The sequence below is a fragment of the Zestomonas carbonaria genome, from assembly GCF_904061905.1.
Taxonomy (GTDB): domain Bacteria; phylum Pseudomonadota; class Gammaproteobacteria; order Pseudomonadales; family Pseudomonadaceae; genus Aquipseudomonas; species Aquipseudomonas carbonaria.
On the sequence record NZ_CAJFCI010000064.1, the window covers coordinates 1 to 12,149 of the forward strand.

Genomic DNA, 12,149 nt, shown 5'->3' on the forward strand with positions numbered 1-12,149 from the left:
TGATCCCATCCCGAACTCAGCAGTGAAACGACTCATCGCCGATGGTAGTGTGGGGTCTCCCCATGTGAGAGTAGGTCATCGTCAAGCTCCTATGCCGAAACCCCCGTCCTGGCAACAGGTCGGGGGTTTCTCTTTGCGCGGAAGAAAATACGGGCGCGTGGGAGTCTGGTTCTGCAGCTTTCTAGGCAATCCGGAGCTGCGCCGATATGATGCCTGCCTTGCTGGAGGTGCTGTCGGTATGTTGGCTCTATTGAGGCTTTTGCAGGATGGCCATTTCCATTCTGGAACTGCTCTTGGCGCGGCGCTCGGTGTGAGTCGGAGCGCTGTCTGGAAGCAGTTGCAGTTGCTCGAAGAGGATCTGGGGCTCGCCATTCACAAGGTTCGCGGTCGCGGTTACAGGCTGGCCAGCCCGATATCCATGTTGGATGTCGAGCGGCTGCAGGCGGCTTGTGCGGATGCGGGATGGAAGCTTTTTTGCTTCGATCGGATCGATTCGACCAATGCGGAGGCTTTGCGCCGTCTCTCTGCCGATGCGCCGCCTTTCCTGGTGACCGCCGAAGGGCAGTCTGCAGGGCGGGGGCGTCGTGGCCGGGATTGGGTCAGCCCGTTCGCCGAGAACCTCTATTGCAGCCTGGCTTTGAGGCTCGATGGCGGTGCTCGGCAGTTGGAGGGGTTGAGTCTGGTGGTAGGGCTTGCGGTTTTGCGGGCTCTACAGGATGTCGGCCTGAGCGATATCGGTGTCAAATGGCCGAACGACCTCCTGGCTGCTGGAAAGAAAATAACTGGCATTCTACTCGAGCTGTCGGGTGATCCTGCCGACGTCTGCTATGTGGTGATCGGGGTCGGCATCAATACCAATATGCAGGCGGTTGCCCAGGAGATCGGTCAGCCCTGGACTTCGGTACGTCTGGAGTCGGGCGTTCTGTGTGATAGGACGACTTTGGCGCTGCGTCTGGTTGCGCGTCTTGGCGAGTATCTCGAGCGTCATCGGACTCAGGGTTTTTCCGCGTTGAGGGGAGAGTGGGAGGCCAATCACCTTTGGCAGGGCGAGCGGGTCGTTCTGGCGTCCGGGGTGCAGCATGTGGAGGGGGTTGTCTTGGGGGTTGATCATCAGGGAGCCTTGCGGCTGCAAACGAGCGCTGGTGAACAGTGCTACAGCGGTGGCGAGCTGAGTTTGAGGCTGCACAATGATTCTTGAGCTCGATTGTGGCAACAGCCTTATTAAGTGGCGCGTTCTGGCGCAGGATGAGGCAGGGGTCGTTGCTGCGGGTGTGGCGGACTCTGCGGAGCAGTTGCTGTCCGCTCTGGTTGCTGTGCCGGCGCTGGCCTTGCGTCATTCGCGGATGGTCAGCGTGCGTAGCGATGAGGAGACGGCTCATCTCGTCGCGCTGTTGGCCGAGCGTTTCGGTGTAAGTGCCTGTTCCGCGTGCGCGGAGGTATCGTTGGGTGGCGTGCGAAATGGCTATGAAGACTACAGGCGGCTCGGGCTGGATCGCTGGCTGGCCTTGGTGGGGGCCTATCATCAGGCGCGAGGCGCTTGCCTGGTGATCGACCTGGGGACCGCGGTCACTTCGGATTTCGTCGCGGCGGATGGTGGGCATCTGGGTGGGTTCATATGTCCCGGGATGCCGCTCATGCGCAATCAGTTGAGGACTCATACGCGCAGGATCCGCTATGACGACGCCGCGGCCGAGGAAGCGCTGCATTCGCTGACCCCCGGGCGTTCGACGGTCGAGGCGGTCGAGCGTGGTTGTTCGCTGATGCTGCGAGGCTTCGTGCAGACTCAACTGGAAATGGCGCAGGAGTATTGGGGGGCGGATTTTCAAACCTTCCTTACCGGCGGGGATGCGGCCCTGGTAGAAGGGATGCTGCCGGATGCGCGCGTGGTGCCGGATCTGATTTTCGTTGGTTTGGCGATAGCCTGTCCCTTGTCTTGAGGTCGTGCTCCCATGCGTTGGCTGTTCCTGCTGCTTCTGGTTCTGAATCTCTTTTATTACGTCTGGCATCAGCAGCAGGCGCCATTGCGGGCCAAGGAGGTGGCGCCGATGCTGCTGTACCAGGGGGAGAGGCAGGGTATCCGCCTGCTCAGCGAGGCGGATCGCCCCCAGCAGCGCCGACCTCCTGAGGAGGAGCGCAAGGAGCCTGTGACTGCCGCCTCGGAGGCTTGTCTGTTCCTGGGGGGCTTCGAGCAGGATGAGGCTGCCAGGGCGGTGGAGCAACGCTTGATCAGTCTCGACGTGCGCTCCGAGGTCCGGGTGGTCAATGCCCCGGCCAGCGTCGATTACTGGGTCTACCTGGCGCCGCTTGCCTCCCGGCAGGCATCCGTCCGGCAGCTCAAGGAGTTGCAGGCGCGCAGGATCGACAGCTACATCATTACCCAGGGCGACCTGGTCAACGGTATTTCGCTGGGTATCTTCCCGAGAAACGAGTCGGCCGAGGCGGTCATGCAGCGTCTGCGCGATGCCGGATACGAGCCGATGATGCGCGAGCTGCCCCGCGCGCATCGCAGTTACTGGGTGCGTGTGGCCCCGGAGAGCCGGCGTTTGGTGGACGGTGCGATGCTGCAAGTGCTGGCTGCCGATTTCGCCGGACTGGAACATCAGATAATGCCGTGCGAAAGCGTTGCAACCTCTCAATAGTTTGCATAGAATGGCGCCCGCTTCGCGAGCACGACCCTTCAGGGGTGGTTCGTGGAGATGCTGTCAGCGTTGCTAACCTCAAGTTTTTAAATGAGAAAATGCTTGACAGTGGGATGGTAGGCGATGAAAATGCCGCCTCCCGTTTGGAGGGGTTCCCGAGTGGCCAAAGGGATCAGACTGTAAATCTGACGTCATAGACTTCGAAGGTTCGAATCCTTCCCCCTCCACCAGATTCAGCGTGAGCTGCAGGCTCCGCGGGTATAGTTCAGTGGTAGAACCTCAGCCTTCCAAGCTGATGATGCGGGTTCGATTCCCGCTACCCGCTCCAGGTTTGCTGTTTATGCAAGGTGTTTGGCTCATGTAGCTCAGCTGGTAGAGCACACCCTTGGTAAGGGTGAGGTCAGCGGTTCAAATCCGCTCATGAGCTCCATTTTGTGAAGGCAGATATTTCGATATCTGCCTTTCTTTTAATGGCGGCATGGCTAGCTCAATTCATTGATGGGAGATGGTCTGATGGCTAAAGAGAAGTTCGAGCGCAACAAACCGCACGTCAACGTAGGCACTATCGGTCACGTTGACCACGGTAAAACCACCCTGACCGCAGCGCTGACCAAGGTCTGTGCCGAGACCTGGGGCGGTGCCGTCCGCGCGTTCGACCAGATCGACAACGCTCCGGAAGAGAAGGCGCGTGGTATCACCATCAACACTTCCCACGTTGAATACGATTCGCCGATCCGCCACTACGCCCACGTGGACTGCCCGGGTCACGCCGACTACGTGAAGAACATGATCACCGGTGCCGCCCAGATGGACGGCGCGATCCTGGTCTGCTCGGCTGCCGACGGCCCCATGCCGCAAACCCGCGAGCACATCCTGCTGTCCCGTCAGGTAGGCGTTCCGTATATCGTCGTGTTCCTGAACAAGGCCGACATGGTGGACGACGCCGAACTGCTGGAGCTGGTTGAGATGGAGGTTCGTGACCTGCTCTCCACCTACGACTTCCCGGGCGACGATACCCCGATCATCATCGGTTCTGCGCTGATGGCGCTGAACGGCGAAGACTCCAACGAAATGGGCGTTTCCGCTGTTCGCAAGCTGGTGGAAACCCTGGATGCCTACATTCCGGAGCCGGTGCGTGCCATCGACCAGCCGTTCCTGATGCCGATCGAAGACGTGTTCTCGATCTCCGGTCGCGGTACCGTGGTAACCGGTCGTGTCGAGCGCGGCATCGTCAAGGTCCAGGAAGAGGTCGAGATCGTCGGTATCCGTCCGACCACCAAGACCACCTGCACCGGCGTGGAAATGTTCCGCAAGCTGCTCGACGAAGGTCGTGCTGGCGAGAACGTCGGCGTGCTGCTGCGCGGCACCAAGCGTGACGAAGTGGAGCGTGGCCAGGTTCTGGCCAAGCCGGGCACCATCAAGCCGCACACCAAGTTCGAAGGCGAAGTGTACGTGCTGAGCAAGGAAGAAGGCGGCCGTCACACTCCGTTCTTCAAGGGCTACCGTCCGCAGTTCTACTTCCGTACCACTGACGTGACCGGTAACTGCGAGCTGCCGGAAGGCGTCGAGATGGTGATGCCGGGTGACAACATCAAGATGACTGTTACCCTGATCGCCCCGATCGCCATGGAAGAAGGTCTGCGCTTCGCGATCCGCGAAGGCGGTCGTACCGTCGGCGCCGGCGTGGTTGCCAAGATCATCGAGTAATCGGTTGATCTCCCGCTTTCAGGCCGGCATAATGGCCGGCCTGATTTTCGTTACAGGTCAGTAGCTCAATTGGCAGAGCGACGGTCTCCAAAACCGTAGGTTGGGGGTTCGATTCCCTCCTGACCTGCCAACTTCCCGCTTAGGAGTTGGCTTGTATTTCACAGGATCCTCGTAAATGAATGCCAAGGCTGAGGCCAAAGATTCACGCCTAGATCTGCTGAAGTGGTTGGTTGTCGCTGCTTTGGTCGTTGCCGGTGTGGTCGGTAATCAGTACTTCTCGGGCGAGCCGATTCTGTATCGTGTCATCGGTCTGATAGTGCTTGCTGCCATTGCGGCGTTCGTGGCCTTGCAGACCGCAAAGGGTCAGCTCTTCTTCAGCTTGCTGAAAGAAGCGCGTACCGAGATTCGCAAGGTTGTCTGGCCAACTCGCCAGGAGACCACCCAGACGACCCTGATCGTCGTGGCCGTGGTGCTCGTGATGGCGTTGCTGCTGTGGGGGCTGGATTCCCTGCTGGGCTGGCTCGTTTCTTTGATTGTTGGTTAAAGGTGTCCCGTGGCTAAGCGTTGGTACGTCGTGCATGCTTACTCGGGTTACGAGAAGCATGTCATGCGCTCGCTGATCGAGCGTGTGAAGCTGGCCGGTATGGAAGATGAGTTCGGCGAAATTCTGGTGCCCACCGAAGAAGTGGTGGAGATGCGCAATGGCCAGAAGCGCAAGAGCGAGCGTAAGTTCTTCCCCGGCTATGTGCTGGTTCAGATGGAAATGAACGAGGCGACTTGGCACTTGATCAAGGATACCCCTCGTGTCATGGGCTTCATCGGTGGTACGGCCGACAAGCCGGCTCCCATCACCGAGAAAGAGGCTGAGGCCATTCTGCGTCGCGTTGCCGATAGCGGTGACAAGCCGAAGCCGAAAACCTTGTTCGAACCGGGTGAAATGGTGCGGGTCATTGACGGGCCATTTGCCGATTTCAGTGGCGTAGTTGAAGAAGTCAACTACGAGAAAAGCAGGATTCAGGTGGCAGTTACCATTTTTGGTCGCTCTACGCCGGTCGAGTTGGAGTTCAGTCAGGTCGAGAAGGCGTAACTGAAAACGCATCCCGCACCCCGCAGTCGCTGACTGCGGGGTTTTGTCGTCGCTGGGATAAATAGATGTCAATCGGGGAGCCGTCAGGCGCTAATACCCGCAATTGGAGTAGCTCATGGCTAAGAAGATTCAAGCTTATATCAAGCTGCAAGTGAAGGCCGGTCAGGCCAACCCGTCGCCGCCCGTTGGCCCGGCCCTGGGTCAGCATGGCGTGAACATCATGGAGTTCTGCAAGGCGTTCAACGCCAAGACCCAGGGTATGGAGCCTGGTCTGCCGACTCCGGTGATCATCACCGTCTATAGCGACCGCAGCTTTACCTTTGAAACCAAAAGCACCCCTGCTTCGGTTCTGCTGAAGAAGGCTGCCGGTGTCCAGAGCGGCTCCAGCCGCCCGAATACCCAGAAAGTCGGCACTGTGACCCGTGCCCAACTGGAAGATATCGCCAAGGCCAAGCAAGCCGACCTGACTGCTGCTGACCTGGATGCCGCCGTGCGCACCATCGCTGGTTCCGCGCGCAGCATGGGCCTGAACGTGGAGGGTGTGTAATGGCTAAGTTGACCAAGCGCCAAAAGGCCATCGCGGCCAAAGTCGAAGCAGGCAAGGCTTACAGCTTCGAGGAAGCGGCCACCCTGCTGGCCGAGCTGTCCGCCGTCAAGTTCACCGAGTCGTTCGACGTGTCGGTGAACCTGGGCGTTGACCCGCGTAAATCCGACCAGGTCGTGCGTAGCGCCACCGTGTTGCCGCATGGCACTGGCAAGACCGTACGCGTCGCCGTGTTCACCCAGGGTCCGGCTGCCGAAGCCGCTCTGGCTGCCGGTGCCGATCGCGTTGGCATGGATGACCTGGCTGCCGAAATGAAAGGCGGCGATCTGAACTACGACGTGGTGATCGCCTCCCCGGACGCGATGCGCGTAGTCGGTCAACTGGGTCAGGTACTGGGCCCGCGCGGCCTGATGCCGAACCCGAAGGTCGGTACCGTGACTCCGGACGTGGCTACTGCGGTGAAGAACGCCAAGGCCGGTCAGATCCGCTACCGCACCGACAAGAACGGCATCATCCACGCCTCCGTCGGCAAGGTCGGCTTCGAAGCCGGCAAGCTGAAAGAGAACGTGGAAGCGCTGCTGGCTGACCTGAAGCGTCTGAAGCCGGCTTCGGCCAAAGGTATCTATGTCAAGCGCGTGACCCTGAGCACCACCATGGGTCCGGGGCTGATGATCGATCAGGCATCGCTCAACGCGTGATGATGCACGGCTGGTGGGAGCGCTTCCGCCAGCCGCCAAGATTGGGGTCCCTGCCTGGCGGGGGCTGTCCAAGACCGTAGGTGGCGCAAGCCTTAAACCACCAGCCTACGCAGATGGTGCTCCCGATTCCTTACCGAATCAGACACCAAAACGACGTCGGGCTCCGGCTCGGCGAAACGGTAACATCCAGGAGTAAACCCGTGGCAATTAAACTCGAAGACAAGAAGGCCATCGTCGCTGAAGTCAACGAGGCTGCCAAAGCTGGTCTGTCCGCTGTCGTGGCTGATGCCCGTGGCGTGACTGTCGGCGCAATGACCGGACTCCGTAAAGAGGCCCGCGAAGCTGGTGTGTACGTGAAAGTCGTGCGTAACACCCTGCTCAAGCGCGCCGTTGAAGGCACTCAGTTCGAAGTGCTCAACGACGTGTTCAAAGGCCCGACCCTGATTGCGTTCTCCAACGAGCACCCGGGCGCTGCTGCCCGTATCTTCAAGGAGTTCTCCAAGGGTCAGGACAAGTTCGAGATCAAGGCAGCTGCGTTCGAGGGTCAGTTCCTCGCCGCTAACCAGATCGACGTACTGGCAACTCTGCCGACCTACAACGAAGCCGTTGCCCAACTGATGAGCGTGATCCAAGGCGCCACCAGCAAGCTGGCTCGTACTCTGGCGGCTATTCGCGACCAGAAAGAAGGCGCTGCGGCCTGATCCAGGCCAATCCGTCCCTTTCCGTAATTTGTTTAATTTGATGGCCGCGAAGGCTGTCACCCCAATACAGGAATTAGAGTCATGGCTCTGACCAACGAAGACATCATCAACGCCGTATCCGAAATGTCCGTCATGCAGATCGTTGAACTGATCAAGGCGATGGAAGAGAAGTTCGGTGTTACCGCTGCTGCTGCCGTTGCCGCTGGCCCGGCTGTTGCCGCTGTCGCTGCTGAAGAGCAGACCGAGTTCACCATCGTTCTGGCCGAAGCTGGCGACAAGAAAGTGAACGTGATCAAGGTCGTGCGCGAGCTGACCGGCCTGGGCCTGAAAGAAGCCAAGGCTGTCGTTGACGGCGCCCCGGGCGTTGTCAAGGAAGGCGCTTCGAAAGAAGAAGCCGAAGCAGCCAAGAAGGCTCTGGAAGAAGCTGGCGCCAAAGTCGAGCTCAAGTAAGCGACGACCTTGCGTCTACAGCCCGAGCGTTAAGCAAAAGGCTGGCGGCTGGTGGCTTTTGCCACCGGCCTTTTTCCGTTATGGGCGGTTTGCCGAGCAGGCCTGCCCATGACCGGAAATCCGCCCGAGGGCGGCGCAGACCGTGAGGTTTGCACGATTTTCTGGCTGCTCCCGCCGGGTGTGGCCAAACAAGCAGGTGACCAAGCTGGGGAACGCTGATGGCTTACTCATACACTGAGAAAAAACGTATCCGCAAGGACTTTAGCAAGTTGCCGGACGTGATGGATGTGCCTTACCTCCTGGCCATCCAGCTGGATTCGTACCGCGAATTCCTGCAGCAAGGAGCGAGCAAGGAACAGCTCCGCGACGTTGGCCTGCATGCGGCCTTCAAGTCCGTATTCCCGATCATCAGCTACTCCGGCAACGCAGCCCTCGAATACGTCGGCTACCGCCTGGGCGAGCCGGCGTTCGACGTCAAGGAGTGCGTGCTGCGCGGCGTGACGTTCGCCGTTCCGCTGCGCGTGAAAGTGCGCCTGATCATTTTCGACAAGGAATCGTCGAACAAGGCGATCAAGGACATCAAGGAACAGGAAGTCTACATGGGGGAAATCCCCCTGATGACCGAGAACGGTACCTTCATCATCAACGGTACCGAGCGCGTCATCGTTTCCCAGTTGCACCGTTCCCCGGGTGTGTTCTTCGACCACGACCGTGGCAAGACCCACAGCTCCGGCAAGCTGCTGTACTCCGCGCGCATCATCCCTTACCGCGGCTCCTGGCTGGACTTCGAGTTCGATCCGAAGGACGCCGTGTTCGTGCGTATCGACCGTCGCCGCAAACTGCCGGCGTCCGTCCTGCTGCGCGCCCTGGGCTACAGCACCGAGGAAATCCTCGATACCTTCTATGCCACCAACGTCTTCCACGTGAAGGGTGAGAACCTGAGCCTGGAACTGGTGCCGCAACGCCTGCGTGGCGAAATCGCCGTCCTCGACATCAAGGACGGTAGCGGCAAGGTCATCGTCGAGCAGGGCCGCCGGATCACCGCGCGCCACATCAACCAGCTCGACAAGGCCGGCATCAAGGAACTGGAAGTACCGCTCGACTACGTGATTGGCCGTACCACCGCCAAGGCCATCGTGCACCCGTCCACTGGCGAGATCATCGCCGAGTGCAACACCGAGCTGACCACCGAGCTGCTGGCCAAGATCGCCAAGGCCCAGGTGGTGCGCATCGAAACGCTGTACACCAACGACATCGACTGCGGCCCGTTCATCTCCGACACCCTGAAGATCGACTCCACCACCAACCAACTGGATGCGCTGGTCGAGATCTACCGGATGATGCGTCCCGGCGAACCGCCGACCAAGGATGCCGCCGAGACCCTGTTCAACAACCTGTTCTTCAGTGCCGAGCGCTACGACCTGTCCGCTGTCGGTCGCATGAAGTTCAACCGCCGTATCGGTCGCACCGAGATCGAAGGTTCCGGCGTACTGAGCAAGGAAGACATCGTCGAGGTCCTCAAGACCCTGGTCGACATCCGTAACGGCAAGGGCATCGTCGACGACATCGACCACCTCGGTAACCGTCGCGTGCGTTGCGTCGGCGAGATGGCCGAGAACCAGTTCCGCGTCGGTCTGGTGCGCGTCGAGCGCGCGGTGAAAGAGCGTCTGTCGATGGCCGAAAGCGAAGGCCTGATGCCGCAGGACCTGATCAACGCCAAGCCGGTGGCTGCCGCGGTCAAGGAGTTCTTCGGTTCCAGCCAGCTCTCGCAGTTCATGGACCAGAACAACCCGCTGTCGGAGATCACCCACAAGCGTCGTGTTTCCGCGCTCGGCCCAGGCGGCCTGACCCGCGAGCGTGCCGGCTTCGAGGTGCGTGACGTGCACCCGACCCACTACGGTCGCGTCTGCCCGATTGAAACCCCTGAAGGTCCGAACATCGGTCTGATCAACTCGCTGGCCGCCTATGCCCGCACCAACCAGTACGGCTTCCTGGAAAGCCCGTACCGCGTGGTCAAGGAAGGCAAGGTCACCGACGAGATCGTGTTCCTGTCGGCGATCGAAGAGGCCGATCACGTGATCGCCCAGGCCTCCGCCACCCTGAACGACAAGGGTGAGCTGATCGACGAGCTGGTGGCTGTGCGTCACCTGAACGAATTCACCGTGAAGGCGCCGGAAGACGTCACCCTGATGGACGTTTCGCCCAAGCAGGTCGTCTCGGTCGCCGCCTCGCTGATTCCGTTCCTCGAGCACGACGATGCCAACCGTGCACTGATGGGTTCGAACATGCAGCGTCAGGCCGTGCCGACCCTGCGTGCCGACAAGCCGCTGGTGGGTACCGGCATGGAGCGCAACGTCGCCCGTGACTCCGGTGTCTGCGTGGTTGCCCGTCGTGGCGGGGTGATCGACTCGGTCGACGCCAGTCGCATCGTGGTGCGTGTGCGTGATGCCGAGGTCGAGACCGGCGAAGCCGGTGTGGACATCTACAACCTCACCAAGTACACCCGCTCCAACCAGAACACCTGCATCAACCAGCGCCCGCTGGTACAGAAAGGTGACGTGGTTGCGCGTGGCGACATCCTCGCCGACGGTCCGTCCACCGACATGGGGGAGCTGGCTCTGGGACAGAACATGCGCGTCGCGTTCATGCCCTGGAACGGCTTCAACTTCGAGGACTCCATCTGCCTGTCCGAGCGCGTGGTGCAGGAAGATCGCTTCACCACCATCCACATCCAGGAACTGACCTGTGTGGCCCGCGACACCAAGCTCGGCCCAGAGGAAATCACCTCTGACATCCCGAACGTCGGTGAAGCCGCTCTGAACAAGCTGGACGAAGCCGGTATCGTCTACGTCGGCGCCGAAGTCGGCCCGGGCGACATCCTGGTCGGCAAGGTCACCCCGAAAGGCGAGACCCAGTTGACCCCGGAAGAGAAGCTGCTGCGTGCGATCTTCGGTGAGAAGGCCTCCGACGTGAAGGACACCTCCCTGCGCGTGCCGACCGGCACCAAGGGCACTGTCATCGACGTCCAGGTGTTCACCCGCGACGGCGTGGAGCGCGACTCCCGCGCCCTGGCCATCGAGAAGCAGCAACTGGACGAGATCCGCAAGGACCTCAACGAAGAGTTCCGCATCGTCGAAGGCGCCACCTTCGAGCGTCTGCGTTCCGCCCTGGTCGGCCAGACTGCCGAAGGCGGCGCCAGCCTGAAGAAGGGTACCGTCATCACCGACGAGATCCTCGATGGCCTCGAGCGCGGCCAGTGGTTCAAGCTGCGCATGGCCGAGGACGCGTTGAACGAGCAGTTGGAGAAGGCCCAGGCCTACCTCTCCGACCGCCGTCAACTGCTCGACGACAAGTTCGAGGACAAGAAGCGCAAGCTGCAGCAGGGCGACGACCTGGCTCCGGGCGTGCTGAAGATCGTCAAGGTCTACCTGGCGATCAAGCGTCGCATCCAGCCGGGCGACAAGATGGCCGGCCGTCACGGTAACAAGGGTGTGGTCTCGGTGATCATGCCGGTCGAAGACATGCCGCACGACGCCAATGGCACGCCGGTGGACATCGTGCTCAACCCGCTGGGCGTACCGTCTCGTATGAACGTCGGCCAGATCCTCGAGACCCACCTGGGCCTCGCGGCCAAGGGCCTGGGCGAGAAGATCAACCGCATGCTCGAAGAGCAGCGCAAGATCGCCGAGCTGCGCAAGTTCCTCCACGAGATCTACAACGAGGTCGGCGGCCGCCAGGAAAACCTGGACGAGCTCTCCGACAACGAGATCCTCGCGTTGGCCAACAACCTCAAGGGTGGCGTGCCGATGGCGACCGCTGTGTTCGACGGGGCGAAAGAGGTTGAGATCAAGAAGATGCTCAAGCTCGCCGACCTGCCGGAAAGCGGCCAGATGCGCCTGTTCGACGGTCGTACCGGTAACCAGTTCGAGCGCCCGACCACCGTCGGCTACATGTACATGCTCAAGCTGAACCACCTGGTCGACGACAAGATGCACGCTCGTTCCACCGGCTCCTACAGCCTGGTTACCCAGCAGCCGCTGGGTGGTAAGGCGCAATTCGGTGGTCAGCGCTTCGGGGAGATGGAGGTCTGGGCGCTGGAAGCCTACGGCGCCGCCTACACCCTGCAGGAGATGCTGACCGTGAAATCGGACGACGTGAACGGCCGGACCAAGATGTACAAGAACATCGTGGACGGCGATCACCGCATGGAGCCGGGCATGCCCGAGTCCTTCAACGTGCTGATCAAAGAGATCCGTTCGCTCGGTATCGACATCGATCTGGAAACCGAATAACACGTGACGCGTATCGGGAGCGGGGGCTGCC

The 12,149-nt window shown here is 60.6% G+C and carries 11 protein-coding genes, 4 tRNA genes and 1 rRNA gene; all 16 read left to right on the forward strand.

Going from position 1 to position 12,149, the window contains the following annotated elements; genetic code table 11:
• Positions 1-87: ribosomal RNA gene (gene rrf, locus PSEWESI4_RS15785) — 5S ribosomal RNA — on the forward strand; the annotation flags it as partial.
• A 151-nt stretch (positions 88-238) separates the two neighbouring features.
• Positions 239-1,198, forward strand: coding sequence for a bifunctional biotin--[acetyl-CoA-carboxylase] ligase/biotin operon repressor BirA (gene birA / locus PSEWESI4_RS15790; RefSeq protein ID WP_187672175.1), 960 nt, complete (start codon positions 239-241; stop codon positions 1,196-1,198).
• A complete protein-coding gene (locus PSEWESI4_RS15795) occupies positions 1,188-1,937 on the forward strand; it encodes a pantothenate kinase (protein WP_187672176.1) in 750 nt (249 codons plus the stop codon). Before birA ends, PSEWESI4_RS15795 begins: the two co-directional genes overlap by 11 nt.
• A gap of 12 nt (positions 1,938-1,949) precedes the next feature.
• The gene (locus tag PSEWESI4_RS15800; protein ID WP_187672177.1) at positions 1,950-2,639 is read left to right on the forward strand and encodes an SPOR domain-containing protein; all 690 of its coding nucleotides are present in this window, start codon (positions 1,950-1,952) and stop codon (positions 2,637-2,639) included.
• A gap of 145 nt (positions 2,640-2,784) precedes the next feature.
• Positions 2,785-2,869: transfer RNA gene (locus PSEWESI4_RS15805), tRNA-Tyr, on the forward strand.
• Between the two features lie 24 nt (positions 2,870-2,893).
• Positions 2,894-2,967 (forward strand) — tRNA-Gly (locus PSEWESI4_RS15810).
• Positions 2,968-2,993: 26 nt separating this feature from the next.
• Positions 2,994-3,069, forward strand: a tRNA-Thr gene (locus PSEWESI4_RS15815).
• An 83-nt stretch (positions 3,070-3,152) separates the two neighbouring features.
• The gene (gene tuf, locus PSEWESI4_RS15820; RefSeq protein WP_187672178.1) at positions 3,153-4,346 is read left to right on the forward strand and encodes an elongation factor Tu; all 1,194 of its coding nucleotides are present in this window, start codon (positions 3,153-3,155) and stop codon (positions 4,344-4,346) included.
• Between the two features lie 54 nt (positions 4,347-4,400).
• A tRNA-Trp gene (locus PSEWESI4_RS15825) sits at positions 4,401-4,476 on the forward strand.
• 45 nt (positions 4,477-4,521) lie between these two features.
• On the forward strand, positions 4,522-4,890 hold the full coding sequence (gene secE / locus PSEWESI4_RS15830) for a preprotein translocase subunit SecE (RefSeq protein WP_187672179.1): 369 nt from the start codon (positions 4,522-4,524) through the stop codon (positions 4,888-4,890).
• A gap of 9 nt (positions 4,891-4,899) precedes the next feature.
• On the forward strand, positions 4,900-5,433 hold the full coding sequence (nusG, locus tag PSEWESI4_RS15835; protein ID WP_187672180.1) for a transcription termination/antitermination protein NusG: 534 nt from the start codon (positions 4,900-4,902) through the stop codon (positions 5,431-5,433).
• A 115-nt stretch (positions 5,434-5,548) separates the two neighbouring features.
• Positions 5,549-5,980 (forward strand): 50S ribosomal protein L11, encoded by a 432-nt coding sequence (gene rplK, locus PSEWESI4_RS15840; protein ID WP_187672181.1) that lies wholly within the window; start codon positions 5,549-5,551, stop codon positions 5,978-5,980.
• Complete coding sequence (rplA, locus tag PSEWESI4_RS15845; RefSeq protein ID WP_187672182.1) at positions 5,980-6,675, forward strand: 50S ribosomal protein L1; 696 nt, start codon at positions 5,980-5,982, stop codon at positions 6,673-6,675. Before rplK ends, rplA begins: the two co-directional genes overlap by 1 nt.
• A gap of 200 nt (positions 6,676-6,875) precedes the next feature.
• Positions 6,876-7,376 (forward strand): 50S ribosomal protein L10, encoded by a 501-nt coding sequence (gene rplJ, locus PSEWESI4_RS15850; protein ID WP_187672183.1) that lies wholly within the window; start codon positions 6,876-6,878, stop codon positions 7,374-7,376.
• Positions 7,377-7,457: 81 nt separating this feature from the next.
• Positions 7,458-7,826 (forward strand): 50S ribosomal protein L7/L12, encoded by a 369-nt coding sequence (gene rplL, locus PSEWESI4_RS15855; protein ID WP_187672184.1) that lies wholly within the window; start codon positions 7,458-7,460, stop codon positions 7,824-7,826.
• Positions 7,827-8,044: 218 nt separating this feature from the next.
• Complete coding sequence (gene rpoB, locus PSEWESI4_RS15860) at positions 8,045-12,118, forward strand: DNA-directed RNA polymerase subunit beta (RefSeq protein WP_187672185.1); 4,074 nt, start codon at positions 8,045-8,047, stop codon at positions 12,116-12,118.
• Positions 12,119-12,149 lie beyond the last annotated feature (31 nt).

What these genes read in the sequence shown, in the direction of transcription:
- rplK (WP_187672181.1), top strand. Translation starts at nt 5,549, where the DNA reads ATGGCTAAGAAGATTCAAGCTTATATCAAGCTGCAAGTGAAGGCCGGT.
- birA (WP_187672175.1), top strand. Translation starts at nt 239, where the DNA reads ATGTTGGCTCTATTGAGGCTTTTGCAGGATGGCCATTTCCATTCTGGA.
- rplL (WP_187672184.1), top strand. Translation starts at nt 7,458, where the DNA reads ATGGCTCTGACCAACGAAGACATCATCAACGCCGTATCCGAAATGTCC.
- tuf (WP_187672178.1), top strand. Translation starts at nt 3,153, where the DNA reads ATGGCTAAAGAGAAGTTCGAGCGCAACAAACCGCACGTCAACGTAGGC.
- rpoB (WP_187672185.1), top strand. Translation starts at nt 8,045, where the DNA reads ATGGCTTACTCATACACTGAGAAAAAACGTATCCGCAAGGACTTTAGC.
- PSEWESI4_RS15795 (WP_187672176.1), top strand. Translation starts at nt 1,188, where the DNA reads ATGATTCTTGAGCTCGATTGTGGCAACAGCCTTATTAAGTGGCGCGTT.
- rplA (WP_187672182.1), top strand. Translation starts at nt 5,980, where the DNA reads ATGGCTAAGTTGACCAAGCGCCAAAAGGCCATCGCGGCCAAAGTCGAA.
- PSEWESI4_RS15800 (WP_187672177.1), top strand. Translation starts at nt 1,950, where the DNA reads ATGCGTTGGCTGTTCCTGCTGCTTCTGGTTCTGAATCTCTTTTATTAC.
- secE (WP_187672179.1), top strand. Translation starts at nt 4,522, where the DNA reads ATGAATGCCAAGGCTGAGGCCAAAGATTCACGCCTAGATCTGCTGAAG.